An 18,628-nucleotide genomic window follows, 5' to 3' on the forward strand; every position below is an offset into this window, starting at 1 on the left:
AAACGCTTTTATTCAGTTTTATAATAAAAGTATGTTTTTACAAATCTCCAAAATAATGAATAGGGAGATGATACAATGCTAGCTTCACCGTTTTACTTACATACATGGAAAAAGTTTGTTGATGAAGGTGTCCTTGATTCGAACCGTATAAACGAAAGAATTTCAGAATCATGGCATCGATGTAAACAAGCAAATGTGAATCCTCATATGAATAAAGGTCAGAAAATTTTGTCTTCTAATATTTTTCAAGACCAAAAGAAAAAGAGTGAAATCTTCCTAGATATAGCAATACCTCAAATACAAAATATGAGAAAAACCATTGATGAACTGCAAATGATGGCATTATTAATTGATCCAGACGGTTACGTTCTATCGTTAAGTGGAAATAAACAAACGTTGCAACGAGCGAAACAGATTAATTTCATTGAAGGTGTGAAATGGACGGAAGCTGCTGTTGGTACAAATGCGATAGGAACAGCGCTTGAGATTGAAGAGGCTATTATGATAAGTGGTACAGATCATTATTCTGTCGCATCTCATAGCTGGAGCTGTGCGGCCGCTCCTATTCATAATGATGATGGGAAATTAATAGGCGTTCTAGATTTCTCTTGTCCGATTGAGTTTTCGCATCCATATATGCTCGGTATGGTAACTTCGATTGCACATGCGATTGAACGTGAATGTAGTATTCGAGTACATCAAAATGAACTGCAGTTAATCCATCGTTTTTTAGATGTAATTGATAGTGATGAACAAGTTGTAATTTGTAATCATCGTGATGTTATCGTTTCTGCAAGCAAGAGGGTTCGGGAACGAGTATGTAATTGGTCACGGATGAAACTTGAAGATTTAATGCACTATGGATTGAAAACTAAATTAGAAGTTCCATTATACAGTAATAATAGAATGATTGGGAAATGTATTTATGTAAAGGGAAATAAACAAGTAAAATCATTTTCAACGTCCCCATTTATAAATGGCATCACTTTTCCTGGAGTAATTGGGACAAGCAGTGCATTTCAACATACTTTAGAAGAAATTAAGCTTGTATCACCAACTGACGCAAGTGTATATGTTTGTGGTGAAACAGGTGTAGGAAAAAAATATGTAGCGAGAGCGATTCATGAAAATAGTCCAAGAAAAAATGGTCCTTTTATAGCTGTTAACTGCGGTTCATTACCGAAAGAATTAATGGAAAGTGAATTGTTCGGTTATGCTGAAGGAGCGTTTACAGGTGCACGGCGCCAAGGATATAAAGGAAAATTCGAACAAGCAGACGGAGGAACAATATTTTTAGATGAAATTGGTGAAGTGCCACCAGAGATGCAAGTAGCATTATTGCGTGTTTTACAAGAACGAACAGTAAACCCAATTGGCAGTTCAAAAGAGATACCAGTAAATATTCGTATTATTACTGCGACACATAAAGATCTATTGCGATTAGTAGAAGAAGGGAAATTCCGTCAAGATTTATATTATCGCTTACATGTTTATCCACTATATGTCCCATCGTTAATAGAAAGAAAAGAGGATATTCCGTACTTCATAAAACATTTTTGCAAACGAAAGAATTGGAATGTTGTATTTCCAAAAAGTATTTGTAATCAATTTTATCAGCATACATGGCCCGGAAATATTCGAGAATTATTAAATGTATTAGAACGCATCTACATTTTGTCGCAAGGACGAGAAATATGTGAAAAACAAATCTCTTTTTTATTACAAACAATGATGGGAAATCAACATCAACTTGCATTGCAAGCAGAAAATAAAACAGAGAACACATTAAATTTCCGTGAAAAAATACAGCGTGATAGCATGATTGAAGCGTTAGAAAAGACAAATGGAAATGTTTCATTAGCTGCAAAACTTTTAGATGTACCTCGAAGTACATTTTATAAACGAATGCAAAAATATAAGTTATAAAGTAGATTTTTGTAATCTACTTTTTCTTTGTGGGCTCATGTTCTGTCGGAATGTGCGCTTACCGGGGAAATAATAGAATGGTTAGAAATTAATTTCCGGAAGGAGGACTTAGGTGAAATATATTGAAATTGGTATTGGGAATACGTGGTTCGTTCGAACAGAAACTGAAAATAAAGATGGAACTGAATTTGAAGAACGAGGAATTATAAAACCTATTTATTTTGAGTCTTTATATGTACGAGTGTGGTTTCGAAAAACGTGTTTAATTTTTGATACGAAAGAAGGGTTTAAAAAAGTTAAGAAGAGGAGAATTGAATATAAATTTATAGTTGGAATTGTAAGTAGACTGGATAAAGAAAAAGTGGGCTAACATGCGTAGTTATATTGGACAGGAAATTCTTTTGAATTATATCAAATTCATGAAAAGCACTTTTACTAAATATAAATTGTTAATAAAACCGCTAAGGAAACTTAGCGGTTTCTTTTTAAAAAGGAGGGATTTTCGTATGAATAGGATCGTAACGGTTTTACTTGCAATTATTATAATGGGGTATTCCATTTATAGTTGGAATGATACTTCGGAAATGAGTATGCTAATTTTACAAACGCTTTTAGGGTTTATATTAGTTAGCTTAGGGGTGCAAAATTTAAAAAATAACGAAAAAGAAAATAGAAGTATAGGGATAGCTTTATTACTTGTGGCTTTGTTTTTAATTGTTGTATCTTTAATAAAATATTTTGTATGAATAAGTTTTTAAATTAATAAAAAATTAAAATTCTACTTGTATTTCACTATATAAAATATGGCATAATGATTTAGTTAAAATAGAAATGGATAGGGTATTTGAGAGGGGCAGTATAATGAGTTTTGCAATAGAAATAGTAATAAAAGCACCAATGGATGTTGTATGTGACTACATAATAGAAGATGAAAAAATAAAAGAATGGAATACGTTTATAATAGAAAATCGCTATCCTTCAAATATGGATAAAGAAAATCCACGTGTAGGAGATAAATATATTACTGTTCAAAAAGTCGGTAAGAAAATATTGGAGGCAGAAGTAGAAATTCTTGAATACGATGCACCCTATATTATTTCACTTGGCAGTGAAATGAAGCAAGGTTATTCGGCAATGACTTATATGTTAGAAGAAGATGAGGAGGGTACAGCACTTACATTAATTTCAGAATATGAACCTAGTAATCTTTACTATAAAATTATGTATAAGTTAACAGGCTGGATTTCACGAGGTTTAACTATGGAACAAATTGAGCGTCTAGCAGAATGTGTAGAAGCTGCTTATCAGAAAGAAGATTAAGATTAAAAATATATTAAGGTAAAAGCGTTACTCAATCTCGTGAGTAACGCTTTTACTGTTTGAAGATTTTTTATTGAAAATCTCAATAGCTCTTTCATATATTTCTTTATCAACACAAAATCTTTCTGTTATCCAATAATTAAGTTCAGAAGATGTAATGATTTGTTCTCTTTTCTTACCTTGGAAATATCGTTTTAAAACATTATCATTAATAGAAGTTGGAATACCATCGATATAACCGAAAATCTGAATTTTCTTTAATACAGGGGATGTATACCAATCGTTAGACTTTGTAATGAGTTCTTTCATACTTGATAAATGTATTGGATCTGTATGTAAGATTTTTGTTGGACCTGGATCTCTAGTAATTTTAATCCTATTATTTGAGACTTCATAAGTGAAAGTTTCTCTTACATTACTTACTTGAAATGATTCATAAAGTGGGTAAGCTTGGAATAAAGGTGCACAATAACCAACATCAACATAATAAGGTTGGTCTAAGTTAACCCGTAAGCATAAATGTCCGGGATCCATATACATATAATGAACATTAAAACCAAGATTTGATAATAACCAATGGAATCCAATTGAGTGCGTCCAACAAGTACCCCCGAGACCTTTTGTTGTAATATGGTTTATGTATGTCTCAATGGAAGGGAAATAATTACCTGTTTCATTACCCTTTTCCCAGTCAATTATTTTAGTGAGGGTTTCCCATTTTATTTTTTCTTGATGAGCTTTAATAAGCTCATTTAAAAACTTTAAGCTAGTAGGCTGTTTTGTCATACCTAAAAATGATAGAAAGCTATTTACTAGTTTTTCTTGAGACATTTTCTGATCCTTTCTATATAGAAATCGTTTTTGGTATTATTATACAATAGATATCAGAAAATACAGTTATTTATTAATAGAGTGGGAGAGAATTATATGTCGATGTCGCTATATTATAAACAAATCCGTGAGCAATTAGGTCATGAACTAATTTTTATACCGAGTTAGCTGCTGTTATTAAAAATGAGCAAGGGGAAATCTTATTTCAATATCCTGGTGGAGAATACTGGAGCTTGCCAGCTGGAGCAATTGAGCCTGGAGAAACTCCAGAAGAAGCGGTAGTTCGTGAAGTGTGGGAAGAAACAGGATTGAAAGTGCAAGTAAAAAAACAAAAAGGGGTGTTTGGAGGAAAAGAGTATCGCCATACATATCCGAATGGCGATCAAGTAGAATATATTGTTGTTGTGTTTGAATGTGAAATTACTAGTGGAAAACTAAAATCAATAGATGGTGAATCTTTAAAACTACAATATTTCTCATTATCTGAAAAGCCTTCTTTAGCGCTACCATACCCAAATAATATATTTTTATAGATGTAAAATAGCACACCTTATGTATTGAAGGTGTGCTATTTATATAAACCAGTCGTATACATTTTCGTCAATGTATGCACAATTTCTTCTAGGTCGATCTTTTTATCATTTTGCACAATCGTCCAAAGAAACATCTCATTCATCGCAAACCAAGCACGTGCTACAATTTCTTTATTCAATTCAGAATGTGCTAACCCACCTTCTTGAGAGTATGTAATATCTTGCGTAATACTGTTTATAAAGCGTTCCCGTATCTCGTCCCATTTTTGACGTATCTCTTTTGATAACCCAATTGCTTCTTCTACAACTTGTAAAATTGCTCGTTCTTTCTCTGCTAATTGTAGAAATGCTTTAACTTGATTTTGAATCATTATACGTGCTTCTTCTGTCGTTTGAGGCGAAAAAGAGCGCTCAGCAATATCATAAAATTGATTCATAACATCTTCCATTAAAACGATGAGGAGATCATCTTTGTTTTTAAAGTATACATATGCCGTGCCATAACCAGTTTCTGCATGTTTAATAATTTGTGTAATTGTCGTTTTTTGAAATCCGTTACGAATAAAAATAGTGTAACCAGAGTGTAATAGTTTCTTCTTTGTTTCTAAGGAGCGGTGTTTTCTTGATGAAAGAGTAGTATTTTTCAAAGAATCACCTCTTTATACTGAAATATCTGAAAATATAACTGTATTGTAAAAGAAATTCATATATAAAGTCAACTGACATAATATCATTGACGTTATATCAACTAAGGTGATATATTTCAATTAGTTAGAATAAAAAGAAAATTAAGAGAAGGTGACACCATGTATACAGAACCATTTCAACCAACTTATGAGTATGCGCTTGAATGTGATAAACATGATGAATTGAAAGATTTTCAAACTGAATTTTATAAAAAAGAAGGAACAATATATTTAGATGGAAACTCATTAGGGCTACTTTCAAAAAGAGCAGAGAAATCATTACTTACTTTGCTAGATTCATGGAAAGAGTATGGCATTGACGGCTGGACCGAGGGTGAGCATCCGTGGTTTTTCCTTTCGGAGAAATTAGGTGAATTGACTGCACCTCTTATTGGAGCTTTACCAGAAGAAACTATTGTAACCGGTTCCACGACAACAAATATTCATCAAGTAATCGCAACTTTCTATGAGCCGAAAGGAATTCGCACAAAAATTCTTGCGGATGAGTTAACATTCCCATCCGATATATATGCACTTCAAAGTCAAATTCGTTTAAAAGGATTAGATCCAGATGAGCATTTAGTACGAGTAAAGAGCCGAGATGGTAGAACACTTTCTGAAGATGATATTATTCATGCAATGACAGATGATATCGCGTTAATTTTATTACCTTCTGTACTATATAGAAGCGGCCAAATTCTTGATATGAAACGTTTAACAGCGGAAGCGCATAAGCGTGGTATTCATATCGGGTTCGATTTATGTCACTCAATCGGTTCTATTCCGCATCATTTCAAAGAGTGGGATGTTGATTTCGCGATTTGGTGTAATTATAAATACTTAAATGCGGGACCTGGTGGCGTTGCAGGGCTTTATGTGAATAAAAAGCATTTTAATAGACTTCCTGGATTATCAGGTTGGTTTAGTTCTAGAAAAGATAAGCAGTTTGATATGGAACATACATTAACAGCTGCTGATCATGCAGGTGCTTATCAAATTGGTACACCACACGTATTAAGTACTGCACCTTTAATCGGTTCTCTTGAAATATTTAAAGATGCTGGTATAGAACGTTTACGCGAAAAATCATTACATATTACAAGATACATGCTTAATTTGATTGATCATGAATTAAAAAATTTCGGATTTACAATTGGAAATCCATTTGAGGATGAAAAACGAGGCGGGCATATTTATTTAGAGCATGCAGAAGCAGCACGTATATGTAAAGCGTTAAAAGCAAATGGAGTAATTCCAGATTTTAGAGCGCCAAATGGAGTGAGACTTGCGCCAGTTGCTTTATATAATACGTACGAAGAAGTATGGCAGTCTGTTATGATTTTAAAGAAAATCATGAAAGATGAAGAGTATAAGCAATTTGAAAATAAGCGAGAGGTTGTGGCATAAGTATGAAAACATCAGAGTGGATTGATATTTCACAACCGCTAAATAATGATATTGCTACTTGGCCAGGGGATACACCGTTCTCGTATGAAGTATCATGGTCAAAAGAAGAGAGTGGCTCAGTAAATGTCGGAAAGTTAACGATGAGTATTCATACAGGTACTCATATTGATGCACCGTTTCATTTTGATAATGATGGAAAGAAAGTGTTAGATTTAGATATCCAAGTTTATGTCGGACCTACGCGAATCATTGACGTTTCTAATCTTGAAAGCATTGGGAAAAAGGAATTAGAGAAATTTCATTTAGAAGGCGTAGAACGCTTGTTGTTACGCACATCTTCACATGGTAAAGCGAATGAATTCCCAGATATAATCCCGCATTTACGTGCGGATATAGCACCGTTTCTTTCAGAAAAAGGTATACGTTTAATCGGGGTGGATGTACCATCAGTTGATCCATTAGATGATAAAGAATTAGCAGCGCATCATCAATTGTTTAAACATGGTATACACATTTTAGAAAATGTCGTACTAGATCATGTAGCAGATGGCGATTACGAACTAATCGCATTACCACTTGCCTTATCAGATGCAGATGGAAGTCCAGTTCGAGCAGTTATTAGACCAATATAAGTAGAAATATATATAAAGGGGCGTTTTGCTAATATGAAAGAAAATGAAAAGGTAATTATGGAAAAAGGGATTCATACGGACTTTAAAGAGAATATGACGTACGGGGAATATTTACAATTAGATAGTTTACTATCTTCTCAAAAGAGATTATCAGACCACCATGATGAAATGTTGTTCATCGTTATTCACCAAGCAAGCGAACTTTGGATGAAGCTTATTTTACATGAGTTAAACGCAGCAATTGAATCTATTAAACAAGACAAATTACAACCAGCTTTTAAAATGTTAGCACGTGTATCAAAAATTCAATCACAAATCATTCAATCTTGGGATATTCTTGCGACATTAACGCCGTCAGAGTACATTGAGTTTCGTGACTCGCTCGGTCAAGCTTCAGGTTTTCAATCGTATCAATATCGTATGATTGAGTATGCGCTTGGTTATAAAACGCCGCATGCCTTAAAAATTTATGAAAAAGATCCAGAATTACACGCTCGACTTCATACGGCGCTACATGCACCAAGTTTATATGATGTCGCAATTCAAGCACTTGTAAAAGAAGGATTTCCTATTCATAAAGATGTGTTGAATCGTGATATTACGCAGCCTTATGAAGAAGACGCAACAGTAGAAGCGGCATGGCTTGAAGTGTATGCGGATGTAAAAAAATATTGGGATTTATACCAACTTGCTGAAAAATTAATTGATATTGAAGATTGGCTACAACAATGGCGTTTCCGTCATATGAAAACAGTAGAACGCATTATCGGACATAAAATGGGAACAGGTGGCTCTTCAGGTGTATCTTATTTAAAACGAGTACTTGATCAACGATTCTTCCCAGAGCTTTGGAATGTTCGCACAAAATTATAAAAAACAAACCTGTCAGTTCATTACTGGCAGGTTTGTTTTTTATTTGAACACAAGTATGTTTTAATTAAAGCTACAAGATATAATAAATTAGGTAATGATTTAATTGGAGGTAAAGTATTGGATTTCAGGCAGCTAGAAAATAAATTTGAAAAGAAAAAAGTAAATACATTTCTTGTTTATCAAAAAGGGGAATTAACAACTGAGTATTATAAAACACCTGAATGTGCAAGTAATTTATATAAAATAAATTCGATTACAAAAAGCATTGTATCTATATTAATAGGTATTGCAATTGATAAAGGCTATATAAATGATATACATACACCCATTACAGAGTGGATTGAAAATGTACCTGAGGGAAAACATGATTTGACGCTTTATCACTTATTAACAATGACTACTGGTGAGGAGTGGAAAGAGTTTGGAAATGGAGTAGTATTCCCGAATGACTTTGTAGAATCAGCGAACTGGGTGCAATATATATTAGAAAAACCAATAATTGAAGAACCCGCTACAAAAATGAATTATAACTCAGGCTCTTCGCATTTACTTAGTTACATTATCAAAAAAGCTACTGGAATGCCGACAGAACAGTTTGCGAAAAAATATGTATTTGATCTATTAGAAATTACCGAATATGAGTGGCAACAAGACCCACAAGGAATACATGTCGGCGGCTTCGGTATGAAAATGAAGTCAAAAGACTTATTAAAGCTAGGAATATTATGTTTACAAAATGGATATTGGCAGGGGAATGAAATTGTATCATCGAAATGGTTAGAAGAATCAAGTACACCTCTATTTGAAACGTATGAACATGTCGGGGCGTATGGATATCACTGGTGGGTATTGAATAATGAAAGATTTCACATACCGTACTGTATGTACTTTGCTATGGGATATGGCGGGCAATATATCGTTATCATTCCGCAGTTAGAGGTAGCTGCTGTAATAAGTAGTCATATGCCTAAACGTGGACTTGTTCCATTAAAATTATTTATTGAACATATACAAGAGAATTGTAATTTTCAGTAAGGGCACAAGTAAATCCATTTAATCCAGTTCAATTGTTTCATTTCTTCACAATTGAAAGTAATTTAGAAATGAAAACCTCACTGTTTATATTATAAACAGTGAGGTTTTCATTTTATCTACTCGTCTTCTGAAATGACACCTTAATAAATTTCTCCGTCTTCGTTTCAAATTCTACATCAACAAAAACACCGTATTCTTTTCCATCTTCACGTAAGCATAATTTAAATTTTTCAACTGTTATTTGAACGGTTTTCGGTTTTCTACCTATATGAAGATAATCAATTATATCAGCTTTCGGGTATTGTTCTTTCGTCTTTTCTACAGCAAGCTTACCCCATTTCGCATACGGTGGCTGTGCATGAACAATTGCTGAGCCTGTATATACATTTGAACATATTGTTAGGAACAGAATAACGAGTGCGACACGCTTTAACAATTTTTTCATAATGAACTCCTTTTACCTTTTTTTATATTGTTTACATACTTTTTCAACGATATTAGTTTGGATTTTTTTATCTTCATTACATAAAAGCGAGCCTTTTACAAAACATAACCAAGAAATCATTTACATAATTAAGGAGGGAAAATTATGCGCCAAAAACCTGTTTTTAAAATAGCAGTTTTGCTTGCGTTCATAGGACTGTCTTTCATGGTCAGTAGTATACAACTAAAAAATGTAGAAGCCTTTTCTAATCAAGTCATTCAAAGGGGAGCATCTGGTGAAGATGTCATTGAACTGCAATCTCGTTTGAAATATAACGGATTTTATACGGGAAAAGTAGATGGTGTTTTCGGATGGGGTACATACTGGGCACTTCGGAATTTTCAAGAGAAATTTGGTTTACCGGTTGATGGTTTAGCTGGAGCTAAAACGAAGCAAATGCTCGTGAAGGCAACGAAGTATGATAAGTCAACTGCTAATAAAGGAACGACAACGAATAAAGGAAATAGTGGTGGCACTGCACAAGAGAATAAACCACCTCAAAATAAAGGGACAAATGTTCCAAATGGCTATTCTCAAAATGATATTCAGCTCATGGCAAACGCAGTATACGGAGAATCACGTGGTGAGCCGTATTTAGGACAAGTTGCAGTCGCTGCAGTTATTTTAAATCGTGTTACAAGTGCATCATTCCCAAATACCGTTTCAGGTGTAATCTTTGAGCCAAGAGCATTTACAGCGGTAGCAGACGGACAAATATATTTAACACCAAATGAAACAGCGAAAAAAGCTGTATTAGATGCAATTAATGGATGGGATCCAACAGGAAACGCATTGTATTATTTCAATCCAGATACTGCAACAAGTAAATGGATTTGGACTCGTCCACAAATTAAAAAGATCGGGAAACATATTTTCTGTAAATAGAGCGGAGGTGGAACTATGTTACGAGGTATTATAATCGTATTATTAACAGTTGGTGTAGTTGGAACTGGATACTGGGGCTATAAAGAGCACCAAGAAAAGAATGCAGTATTAATTCGAGCAGAAAATAGCTATCAACGTGCGTTTCATGATTTAGCGTATGAGGTTGATTTATTGCACGATAAAATTGGAACAACGCTTGCGATGAATTCGCGCGCATCTTTATCGCCTGCATTAGCAGATGTATGGAGATTAACATCGGAAGCTCGTTCGGATGTAGGACAACTTCCTTTAACATTAATGCCTTTTAATAAAACGGAAGAATTTTTAGCGAATATCGGTGATTTTAGTTACCGTGCAGCCATTCGTGATTTAGAAAAAGAACCGTTAAATGATCAAGAATACAAAACGTTGCAAACTTTATATTCCAATGCAGGGAATATACAAGATGAACTAAGAAAAGTGCAACATCTTGTTTTGAAAAACAATTTACGCTGGATGGATGTTGAGATGGCACTCGCATCAAATCGTGATCCTGCAGACAATACAATTATTGACGGATTAAAGACAGTAGAAAAAAATGTAACATCGTATTCATCTACAAACTTCGGACCGACCTTTACAAGTGCACAAAAAAATAAAAAAGGTGGATTTGCAGCAGAAGGAAAAGCAATTTCAAAAGATGAAGCGGCGAAAATTGCAAAATCGTTTTTAAATTTAAAAGGAAATGAAAAAGTAGAAGTCGAGAAAAGCGGAAAAGGTGCGAAAGAATCTTTCTATAGTGTGAAAATTAAAGACGAGGCAACGAATAATGAGTTTTATATGGATATTACCGGAAAAGGCGGATATCCAATTTGGGTTATGAATAATCGAGAAATTAAAGAACAGAAAATTAGTTTAAACGATGCAGGAAGTAAAGGTTTGAAATTCTTAAAGGACCATAAGTTTCATAATATGGAGCTTTATGATAGCTCACAATATGATAATGTTGGAGTATTTACGTATGTAGTAAATGAGAATGGCGTACGAATTTATCCAGAGGCAATTCAAATGAAAATTGCTTTAGATGACGGTTCTATCGTCGGATTTTCGGCGAAAGAATATTTAGCATCACATCAAAAACGAACAATCCCTTCGGCAAAGCTAACTGCAGCAGAAGCAAGAAAGAAAATAAACCCTGATGTAAAGGTAATGGAAGAGCGAAAAGCAATGGTAGTAAACGATTTGCATAACGAAGTACTTTGCTATGAATTTGTAGGTACTTTAGGGAAAGATACGTACCAAATTTTCATCAATGCAAATAGCGGAGCAGAAGAAAAAGTGAAGAAAATGCAAGCTGTTGAAAAAATTTATGATTAAACTTTAATGGTAAAGTGGTGAGAATAATGAAGATTTTAATATATATGTTGATGGTTTGTTTTTTAATAACTGGATGCAGTATTGGAAAAAAGGATAATCCAAACGAAAAGCCCGAGCAAAAAAATGTTTCAATGAAAAATGTTAATTATACAAATAAGTCAAATAAGCCAAATGAAAAAGCAGCGGACCATTTAGCGTCTTTAGCGGCAAGTGTGCCAGGTGTGAATGATGCGACAGCGGTAGTAGTTGGGAAATATGCTATCGTAGGAATTGATGTAAAAGCGAAACTAGATCGAACACGTGTTGAATCCATTAAATACTCTGTTGCAGAAAGTTTGAAAAACGATCCTGATGGTGCTAATGCAGTTGTTGTAGCAGATGTTGATACGTATGAACGACTGAAACAAATTGGAAAGCAAATTAAAAAAGGAAAAACAGGCGAAGGTATACTGGATGAGTTAGCAGCAATTGTTGGCCGTGTAATGCCACAAGTTCCAAATGACATGATTGAAAATAAAGAAACGAATCCAATTCAAGATAATGATAAACAATTACCAAAAGATGAAGAGCAAGAACTGAGAAAAGAACAGAATGACCAATCAAATAATCATTTAAATAAATAAATTTAACAGTAACCCTGTACTAAATTGTACAGGGTTTTTCAATATAATATTAAATATTCAGTTTATTTTTAAGGGAATATATGGTTTAATTATGATGGGAGGGACAACTGTTATGATGAAAAAAAGCACATTAATATTATGTAGTTTATGCTTAGGTTTCAGTATGACAGCGTGTGAACAGAAGAAAGAAGTAAAAAAGCACACAGCGACTTCTTCTACTGTGATGGAAAATCAAAAGAAAAAATCTATCAATATAAATCATTTCTCCAATATAAATGAAGGAATGACTTATAAAGAAGTGAAAGATTTAATTGGTTTTGAAGGGGATTTACTCATAGAAGAAGGGGTGGAACATTCTACACAAATTAAGCAAATTTTTGCTTGGAAGGGAAGCAATCCAACTGCATTAGTTGAAATTACATTTTTAGATGGCAAAGTACATTCTAAAGTGCAGCAAGGTTTAAGTTAATAAGTAAAAAATGGGAGAGTTTATCATGAACATACATACAGGGGAGATTCAATTAGTTCCGTATAAAGAGGAATATAAAGAAGTTATAGAAACATTTACTTTACCAAGTGAACAAGTTCGATTTACGTCGGACCCAGCTGAATTATTGAAAAAAGCAAAAAATGATCGTACAAAAAATGTCATTGTTATTTTAGATTACAATGGGGTACCTGTTGGTCTTTTTGCATTGCAAACAGGAGATAGAGTGCAGGAATTCACAGAAAATGAGAACGCTTTACTTTTAACTTCATTTTCTATAAATCACAATAGACAAAGGAAGGGATACGCTAAAAAATCACTGGCACTATTACAAGAGTTTGTACAACGTTATTTTCCGATGAAAAATGAAGTTGTACTTGCTGTGAATGAAAAAAATATTCCAGCACAAAATTTATATGAAAAAGTTGGCTTCCAAGATAAAGGACTTAGAAGAATGGGACCAATTGGTCAACAAATTATAATGCATTTACCTATCATAAAATAATGAGAAGAAAAACTTACTCTTGCATAGTAAAGTAGTAAGTTTTTTTATTTGGAACAATATATGTTGTAAAATATATAAATAAACGAAATAGAAATGAAGGAAATACAAATGAATCAAGTTAGAAAATGGAATATTATTGGTGGAAGGGTGATAAAGACAGGAATTGCGGTTTTTCTTACAGTTCTAGTTTGCGAATTTTTCAATATACCAACTATTTTTGCTGTTATTACAGCAATTGTAACAATTGAGCCAACCGCAACGGATTCTATAAAAAAAGGACTAGTTCGTTTTCCAGCTTCAACAATTGGATCAGCGTATGCAATGACTTTCACATTTTTCCTAGGTCATCAGGCGCTTTCTTATGCGTTAGCGGCAATGTTTACAATCGTTACATGTCAAAAACTAAGGCTACACGCAGGAACGTTAGTCGCAACTTTAACTGCTGTTGCAATGATTCCCATTACGGCAGATCATTATTTTACTGCATTTTTAATTCGATTAGCTACTACATCTACTGGTATTATAGTGTCTACTTTAGTGAATTTTTTCATCTTACCACCACACTATGTTAAAACAATTTCGGGATGTACAGAAGAGCTATTTGTTAAAACGGCAAATGTTATGGAGGAATGGCTTACTGCGTTAATGGATGGGAAAGTTATAAAAAAGGAGACAACCTATACTCTTTCTAAATTAACTGTATTATTACATAAAGCAGTACAATTTGTTCAATATGAGCAAAAAGATTGGAAATACCATCGACATACAAAAAAAGAAATGAGAAGCTTTTTACTTGTACAAAAGCAACTTCATTTATTACAGCAAATTATTTATCATATAGATAATTTAGCTCGAGCACCAATTGAAACATGTGATTGGTCACAAAATGAAAAAGAAATTTTACGACGAACAATTCATTCTATAATTTCTATATTAAGAAATCATTGTGAAAAAATAGATGAGGAACATTTTAAACTGATTGATGAATTAGATAAGCAATTTTGGATTAATAAAAATGATTTAGCACATTGTAAACCGAATCAATATCATCATCATTTTTCAAGTGAATCTATCATTTTATTTGAGATATTATCTATACATGATATGTTAGAGGAATTAAAACAAATATTCGAGAAATATGAGAGTGAAAATCAACTTAATTGCTCAGTTCATTAAAATGCGGAGGATTGATATGACAATTTATATTGCATTACTAAGAGGAATCAATGTAGGCGGGCATAAGATAATCAAAATGGCTGATTTAAAACAAGCGTTTGAATCAATAGGGTTGAAACAAGTGAAAACATATATTCAAAGTGGGAATATCGTGTTCGAATCTGAAAAAGATATTGATTTTCTAAACAAACGAATACAATCTGAAATTAAAAACGTTTTTGGTTTTGATGTTCCGGTTATGTTAAGAACACATGAGGAATTTATAAACATTACAAAAAGATGCCCCTATGAAGTCAATTCATTGCGAGAAGGCGAAAGTATACATATTGCCTTCTTAGCACATGAACTTTCTAAAACAGAAAAAGATCAGCTACTTATGCAAAAAAATGAGATTGAAGATTGTTGTATTCATGAAAAAGTTGTGTATTTATTTTTCAAAAATAGCATTCGAAACTCTAAATTAATGAACCAGTTTCAGAAGTTGCATACACCAGCTACAGTAAGAAATTGGCGGACTGTGAATAAATTAAAAGCGATTGTAGAGAGTATATAACTATAAAAAGAAGAGGTTTTCTGTCTATAGAAAACCTCTTCTTTTTATTTATATTGTTTCGCTACAATGAGTTCAATGATAGGATAAATAAAGAATGAAGAGCACAGTGCAATAAAAAGAGGGAAGTTTTTAACCCCATCTAAATTAGCTCCCATAGAAAACCCTTCAGAGAAGAGTAATATAAGGAACATTACAACTACGAGCGTAAAATATGCAATTTTAGAGCTTTTATATGTAATTTGCTGTCCCATTTCATCTTGGCTTTCTTCCGATACTCCGTTTGGATCTCCCCAAGTAATTTGATTAATTAAATTACCGATAATTAACGAAAAAGCGAATATTGTTCCTCCCAAAATCGAACCTTCCGTTACATATTTATATGCCCCATGTATGAGAACTACGATTAATGATACAACGATAATTATGAAAATAAATTTTTTATGGTTCAATTTAAAAATGGCACCTCCATTGTTGTAAAAAACTCTTTACAACTATAGTATAAAATTGGGAAAGTTTAATGTCAAATACTTTTTACACACAGAGCCGTGAAAATGATATTTTGTATGTACGGTTAATAAAAAATTATATTACATTTGAATGTAAAAGAATGGGCTCGCATATATTTGGAAGGGATGTCAGATTAATTTAGGGGGTAGTTATGTCTATTCTTTTAAAAGCTGGTGCTGATGCAGGAAATAATGGTTTGAAGTTAATGGTGAAAGGGCAAGATCCTATTTTTATTCCGAGTATATATGCTTTATATATAGGAGAGCCTACAGGACTTTTAGATGAGGAAGATGTTTCATTATCTGAATTAGAAAATCACATTGACGTGACCATTAGTTCTCCATCGTTAATGTTAAATAATGTGCGGTATATCGTTGGAGAAAAAGTCATTCAAGATCAATTAAAAGGTACTGAGGTTGAGAAGAAATCGAATAAGTCAACTGATGAGTTAATGGTTATTACGATTCTATCTGGTTTAGCCGTAAGTGCTATGCGTCAAAGTCCAACTTCTAGCCATATTAACATTCGATATGATTTATCTGTTGCTCTCCCTATGCAGCTTATTACACAAGAAATAGCGGCGGAAAATGCGAAACGTTATATGGGGAATCATAAGGTTGTGTTCCATTATCCAAACGGACGTGATGTTACAATTAATATTTCCATCGAATATTGCAAATGCCTACCTGAGGGTGCTTCTGGGACGTGGGGCATTGTATATGATGAAGAAGGAAATGTTGTAAAACATAAAATAGAATGTGAACAAAATAAAGTGTCAGAAATTGATTTTGTTGATAAAACATTATTATCTTTTGATATTGGTGCAGGAACGACAGAAGAAGTCGTTTCACTAGGTGTAAACTTTAGACCACAACTAAGTAAGGGTTTATCGTACGGTGTGAAAGAAACGTTACTACAAATTATTACGAGATGGAACCGGAAGTATCCAACAAAGACAATTGATAGTATTACAGAATTCAATCAAATTTATTTAAATGATAAACACCCTAGAAATGCATTATTAGTTGAGGAATCACAACCAGCACTATTAGGTTTAGCAGCGCGCGTTGCAACGGATATTATTAACAAAATTGATGATATGAAAGACGATCCATATGTTTTTATTTATGGCGGGGGCGCAGTTATCATAAAAAATAGCCTGAAAATGATTTTAAAACAAAAAGGGCGTTTAACAAATGTAATCTTTGTAGATAATCCATTATTTACAAATGCACGTGGGTTATTAGTCTACACTTGTTCGCCAAAATATAGAGAGCATAAGCAAAAAGAGTTAGGATTTACAAACTTAACAATAAGTTAGTTGGTGGAAGTATGCGATCTAGGCGATATAAACGTGGTGACCGAGTAAAAATTAATATTCATAAGTCAGTATCACCTGAAATGCTTGCATGGCTGAATAAACAATCAAATCCAACCAACTTCTTTTTCTTTGCAGCGCAGCAACTTTTTAAACAAGTAGGAGATATTGATGTGTCAAAAGCTATACCAAGTAGCCATGTTTTCTCGTTATACGTTGAGCCATCATCTTTATTAAAAGTAGAAGTTAATCCTTTTAAAAGCTTACCACTAGAAGCAAATAAATCCACCGATAATATAAAAAAAAATCATGGGAAGCTGTTGATCAATTAGATTGTCCGTTTTTTTAAACATAGAAAAATATAAGTATTGCCCATCACTATACATACGGATACAGTGATGGGCGTTTTTACATGTAAAGATAGGGGGGACACAAATTGCGGCGTGCCCCTCCTATTCATTATTTTTCTATTATTTTAGCTGTATGTTCAGTAACAGTATGAATGATGTCTTCCCAGTCATCAGGATGAATCTCATGTCCAGCGCCTTCAAGAGTTAATAGAGCTGAGTTAGGAATCTCATCGATAAGTGCGAGACCATGTTCAAAAGGGAGTGCGGTATCGTCTGTTCCGTGAATGACTAATGTAGGTGCTTGTATGGAGTGAAGCACCCCTTCATATGCATCATCGCCTTGAAGTAAAGCGTGATTAAACATGCTTAATAAATTGTTAGCTCGTTCAATTTCTTGTTTTACTTGATTATAGACTCTTTTTTCATCAAATGTGCGTTTGGACCCGCATAATAGACGGGACCCTGAAACTAAATATTCTGCTACAATATTTTCATTTGTCCAATCTAAATGCGTGCCATTTGCGTGATGTGTTAAAATTCTTTCATCCATCGGGGGTAAGTCACGTGTGTTATTGTCAGAGCCTATCACACTTGTAGCTAGTAATGTTAATGTTAATATTCTTTCGGGATGTTTTACAGCAGCAATTTGAGCGATCATACCGCCTAAAGACATACCAAATAGATGCGCTTTGTCAATATGATAAGCATCTAGTACCCCAATTGCATCTTCAGCCATATCCGTAACGGAATAATTAGAAGTTCCAGGTTCATATGCGACAGAGCGTCCCACATCACGGTTATCAAAACGAATAACAAATTTCCCCGTGTTAGCCAACTGTTCACAAAATTCTTCATCCCAATAAACCATTGAACACGTAGCACCCATAATTAATAAAATAGCTGGATTTTTAGGGTTTCCAAAGCTTTCTGTACATATATCAATCTCGTTTATTTTAAATATCTTTTCAGTCATAGAGTTCTCTCCATTTCTTTTGAATGTAATTAAACATAAAATTTTGAATGACTCTAAGTTGTGTGTTAGATTTGCTTTGTTTTTTGCGTAATTACCCCATGCCCATCAACTTAAGAATTTTCACTACCCCCAAGTGACAAAAAACGTTATTCTTTCTAAAAAGCTAGC

Annotated in this window: 21 protein-coding genes and 2 pseudogenes; 18 read left to right on the top strand and 5 right to left on the bottom strand. The window is 33.6% G+C overall.

Annotated elements, in window-relative coordinates:
- The first annotated feature begins 75 nt into the window (after positions 1–75).
- From PDQ33_RS19990 to PDQ33_RS20005, 4 genes are all read left to right on the top strand, one after another.
- Positions 76–1,926 carry a sigma-54-dependent Fis family transcriptional regulator gene (locus tag PDQ33_RS19990; RefSeq protein ID WP_270756492.1) on the top strand — a complete coding sequence of 617 codons (1,851 nt, stop codon included), beginning with the start codon at positions 76–78 and terminating at the stop codon, positions 1,924–1,926.
- A 112-nt stretch (positions 1,927–2,038) separates the two neighbouring features.
- Positions 2,039–2,296, top strand: coding sequence for a DUF3977 family protein (locus PDQ33_RS19995; RefSeq protein WP_000873859.1), 258 nt, complete (start codon positions 2,039–2,041; stop codon positions 2,294–2,296).
- A gap of 136 nt (positions 2,297–2,432) precedes the next feature.
- A complete protein-coding gene (locus PDQ33_RS20000) occupies positions 2,433–2,672 on the top strand; it encodes a DUF3953 domain-containing protein (protein ID WP_001080078.1) in 240 nt (79 codons plus the stop codon).
- Positions 2,673–2,787: 115 nt separating this feature from the next.
- Complete coding sequence (locus tag PDQ33_RS20005; protein WP_000006421.1) at positions 2,788–3,246, top strand: SRPBCC family protein; 459 nt, start codon at positions 2,788–2,790, stop codon at positions 3,244–3,246.
- Positions 3,247–3,273: 27 nt separating this feature from the next.
- Here the strand turns inward: PDQ33_RS20005 and PDQ33_RS20010 are convergent, their stop codons facing one another.
- A complete protein-coding gene (locus PDQ33_RS20010) occupies positions 3,274–4,077 on the bottom strand; it encodes an arylamine N-acetyltransferase (RefSeq protein WP_061130384.1) in 804 nt (267 codons plus the stop codon).
- A gap of 96 nt (positions 4,078–4,173) precedes the next feature.
- On the opposite strand from PDQ33_RS20010, the pseudogene PDQ33_RS20015 reads away from it, so the two are divergent.
- Positions 4,174–4,610 (top strand): annotated as a pseudogene (locus PDQ33_RS20015) (NUDIX hydrolase).
- 35 nt (positions 4,611–4,645) lie between these two features.
- On the opposite strand, the gene PDQ33_RS20020 reads toward PDQ33_RS20015, so the two are convergent.
- Positions 4,646–5,257 (bottom strand): TetR/AcrR family transcriptional regulator, encoded by a 612-nt coding sequence (locus PDQ33_RS20020; RefSeq protein ID WP_000799603.1) that lies wholly within the window; start codon positions 5,255–5,257, stop codon positions 4,646–4,648.
- 159 nt (positions 5,258–5,416) lie between these two features.
- On the opposite strand from PDQ33_RS20020, the gene kynU reads away from it, so the two are divergent.
- The 4 genes from kynU (at position 5,417) to PDQ33_RS20040 (ending at position 9,243) form a co-directional block, all read left to right on the top strand.
- On the top strand, positions 5,417–6,703 hold the full coding sequence (kynU, locus tag PDQ33_RS20025) for a kynureninase (protein ID WP_000287844.1): 1,287 nt from the start codon (positions 5,417–5,419) through the stop codon (positions 6,701–6,703).
- A gap of 2 nt (positions 6,704–6,705) precedes the next feature.
- Complete coding sequence (kynB, locus tag PDQ33_RS20030) at positions 6,706–7,335, top strand: arylformamidase (RefSeq protein WP_000858056.1); 630 nt, start codon at positions 6,706–6,708, stop codon at positions 7,333–7,335.
- A gap of 33 nt (positions 7,336–7,368) precedes the next feature.
- On the top strand, positions 7,369–8,208 hold the full coding sequence (kynA, locus tag PDQ33_RS20035) for a tryptophan 2,3-dioxygenase (protein ID WP_000661965.1): 840 nt from the start codon (positions 7,369–7,371) through the stop codon (positions 8,206–8,208).
- 117 nt (positions 8,209–8,325) lie between these two features.
- Positions 8,326–9,243 carry a serine hydrolase domain-containing protein gene (locus PDQ33_RS20040; RefSeq protein ID WP_071741724.1) on the top strand — a complete coding sequence of 306 codons (918 nt, stop codon included), beginning with the start codon at positions 8,326–8,328 and terminating at the stop codon, positions 9,241–9,243.
- 112 nt (positions 9,244–9,355) lie between these two features.
- Here PDQ33_RS20040 and PDQ33_RS20045 read toward each other — a convergent pair whose 3' ends face one another.
- Positions 9,356–9,688 (bottom strand): DUF3889 domain-containing protein, encoded by a 333-nt coding sequence (locus tag PDQ33_RS20045; RefSeq protein ID WP_061130380.1) that lies wholly within the window; start codon positions 9,686–9,688, stop codon positions 9,356–9,358.
- A 144-nt stretch (positions 9,689–9,832) separates the two neighbouring features.
- On the opposite strand from PDQ33_RS20045, the gene sleB reads away from it, so the two are divergent.
- The 7 genes from sleB (at position 9,833) to PDQ33_RS20080 (ending at position 15,312) form a co-directional block, all read left to right on the top strand.
- Entirely contained in the window at positions 9,833–10,612 is a 780-nt protein-coding gene (gene sleB / locus PDQ33_RS20050; RefSeq protein WP_001249248.1) for a spore cortex-lytic enzyme, read from the top strand.
- A gap of 15 nt (positions 10,613–10,627) precedes the next feature.
- Positions 10,628–11,968: a germination protein YpeB gene (gene ypeB, locus PDQ33_RS20055; RefSeq protein WP_000943712.1), complete on the top strand. Its 1,341-nt coding sequence runs from the start codon at positions 10,628–10,630 to the stop codon at positions 11,966–11,968.
- A 26-nt stretch (positions 11,969–11,994) separates the two neighbouring features.
- Positions 11,995–12,591 (top strand): YhcN/YlaJ family sporulation lipoprotein, encoded by a 597-nt coding sequence (locus PDQ33_RS20060; RefSeq protein WP_000698002.1) that lies wholly within the window; start codon positions 11,995–11,997, stop codon positions 12,589–12,591.
- Positions 12,592–12,703: 112 nt separating this feature from the next.
- Positions 12,704–13,060 (top strand): hypothetical protein, encoded by a 357-nt coding sequence (locus PDQ33_RS20065; protein ID WP_000976537.1) that lies wholly within the window; start codon positions 12,704–12,706, stop codon positions 13,058–13,060.
- Between the two features lie 25 nt (positions 13,061–13,085).
- Positions 13,086–13,583 carry a GNAT family N-acetyltransferase gene (locus tag PDQ33_RS20070; protein ID WP_076868638.1) on the top strand — a complete coding sequence of 166 codons (498 nt, stop codon included), beginning with the start codon at positions 13,086–13,088 and terminating at the stop codon, positions 13,581–13,583.
- A 108-nt stretch (positions 13,584–13,691) separates the two neighbouring features.
- Positions 13,692–14,759, top strand: a complete 1,068-nt coding sequence (locus PDQ33_RS20075; protein WP_061130378.1) for an aromatic acid exporter family protein — start codon at positions 13,692–13,694, stop codon at positions 14,757–14,759.
- 16 nt (positions 14,760–14,775) lie between these two features.
- Positions 14,776–15,312, top strand: a complete 537-nt coding sequence (locus PDQ33_RS20080; RefSeq protein WP_048557909.1) for a DUF1697 domain-containing protein — start codon at positions 14,776–14,778, stop codon at positions 15,310–15,312.
- A 44-nt stretch (positions 15,313–15,356) separates the two neighbouring features.
- Here the strand turns inward: PDQ33_RS20080 and PDQ33_RS20085 are convergent, their stop codons facing one another.
- On the bottom strand, positions 15,357–15,761 hold the full coding sequence (locus PDQ33_RS20085; RefSeq protein ID WP_061130376.1) for a hypothetical protein: 405 nt from the start codon (positions 15,759–15,761) through the stop codon (positions 15,357–15,359).
- A gap of 209 nt (positions 15,762–15,970) precedes the next feature.
- On the opposite strand from PDQ33_RS20085, the gene PDQ33_RS20090 reads away from it, so the two are divergent.
- Complete coding sequence (locus tag PDQ33_RS20090) at positions 15,971–17,140, top strand: ParM/StbA family protein (RefSeq protein WP_000025610.1); 1,170 nt, start codon at positions 15,971–15,973, stop codon at positions 17,138–17,140.
- 11 nt (positions 17,141–17,151) lie between these two features.
- Positions 17,152–17,486: pseudogene (locus tag PDQ33_RS20095) on the top strand (hypothetical protein).
- A gap of 110 nt (positions 17,487–17,596) precedes the next feature.
- On the opposite strand, the gene PDQ33_RS20100 reads toward PDQ33_RS20095, so the two are convergent.
- On the bottom strand, positions 17,597–18,460 hold the full coding sequence (locus tag PDQ33_RS20100; protein WP_000136574.1) for an alpha/beta fold hydrolase: 864 nt from the start codon (positions 18,458–18,460) through the stop codon (positions 17,597–17,599).
- Positions 18,461–18,628: the final 168 nt, after the last annotated feature.

The sequence above is a fragment of the Bacillus cereus group sp. Bc031 genome (assembly GCF_027716265.1).
Classification (GTDB): Bacteria; Bacillota; Bacilli; order Bacillales; family Bacillaceae_G; genus Bacillus_A; species Bacillus_A paranthracis.

Excerpts from the sequence above, each read along its gene's own strand:
- PDQ33_RS20090 (WP_000025610.1), top strand. The coding sequence starts at position 15,971 with ATGTCTATTCTTTTAAAAGCTGGTGCTGATGCAGGAAATAATGGTTTG.
- kynB (WP_000858056.1), top strand. The coding sequence starts at position 6,706 with ATGAAAACATCAGAGTGGATTGATATTTCACAACCGCTAAATAATGAT.
- PDQ33_RS20005 (WP_000006421.1), top strand. The coding sequence starts at position 2,788 with ATGAGTTTTGCAATAGAAATAGTAATAAAAGCACCAATGGATGTTGTA.
- kynU (WP_000287844.1), top strand. The coding sequence starts at position 5,417 with ATGTATACAGAACCATTTCAACCAACTTATGAGTATGCGCTTGAATGT.
- kynA (WP_000661965.1), top strand. The coding sequence starts at position 7,369 with ATGAAAGAAAATGAAAAGGTAATTATGGAAAAAGGGATTCATACGGAC.
- PDQ33_RS20080 (WP_048557909.1), top strand. The coding sequence starts at position 14,776 with ATGACAATTTATATTGCATTACTAAGAGGAATCAATGTAGGCGGGCAT.
- PDQ33_RS20070 (WP_076868638.1), top strand. The coding sequence starts at position 13,086 with ATGAACATACATACAGGGGAGATTCAATTAGTTCCGTATAAAGAGGAA.
- PDQ33_RS20060 (WP_000698002.1), top strand. The coding sequence starts at position 11,995 with ATGAAGATTTTAATATATATGTTGATGGTTTGTTTTTTAATAACTGGA.
- ypeB (WP_000943712.1), top strand. The coding sequence starts at position 10,628 with ATGTTACGAGGTATTATAATCGTATTATTAACAGTTGGTGTAGTTGGA.
- PDQ33_RS20100 (WP_000136574.1), bottom strand. The coding sequence starts at position 18,460 with ATGACTGAAAAGATATTTAAAATAAACGAGATTGATATATGTACAGAA.
- PDQ33_RS20000 (WP_001080078.1), top strand. The coding sequence starts at position 2,433 with ATGAATAGGATCGTAACGGTTTTACTTGCAATTATTATAATGGGGTAT.
- PDQ33_RS20065 (WP_000976537.1), top strand. The coding sequence starts at position 12,704 with ATGATGAAAAAAAGCACATTAATATTATGTAGTTTATGCTTAGGTTTC.
- PDQ33_RS20045 (WP_061130380.1), bottom strand. The coding sequence starts at position 9,688 with ATGAAAAAATTGTTAAAGCGTGTCGCACTCGTTATTCTGTTCCTAACA.
- PDQ33_RS20010 (WP_061130384.1), bottom strand. The coding sequence starts at position 4,077 with ATGTCTCAAGAAAAACTAGTAAATAGCTTTCTATCATTTTTAGGTATG.
- sleB (WP_001249248.1), top strand. The coding sequence starts at position 9,833 with ATGCGCCAAAAACCTGTTTTTAAAATAGCAGTTTTGCTTGCGTTCATA.
- PDQ33_RS20075 (WP_061130378.1), top strand. The coding sequence starts at position 13,692 with ATGAATCAAGTTAGAAAATGGAATATTATTGGTGGAAGGGTGATAAAG.
- PDQ33_RS19990 (WP_270756492.1), top strand. The coding sequence starts at position 76 with ATGCTAGCTTCACCGTTTTACTTACATACATGGAAAAAGTTTGTTGAT.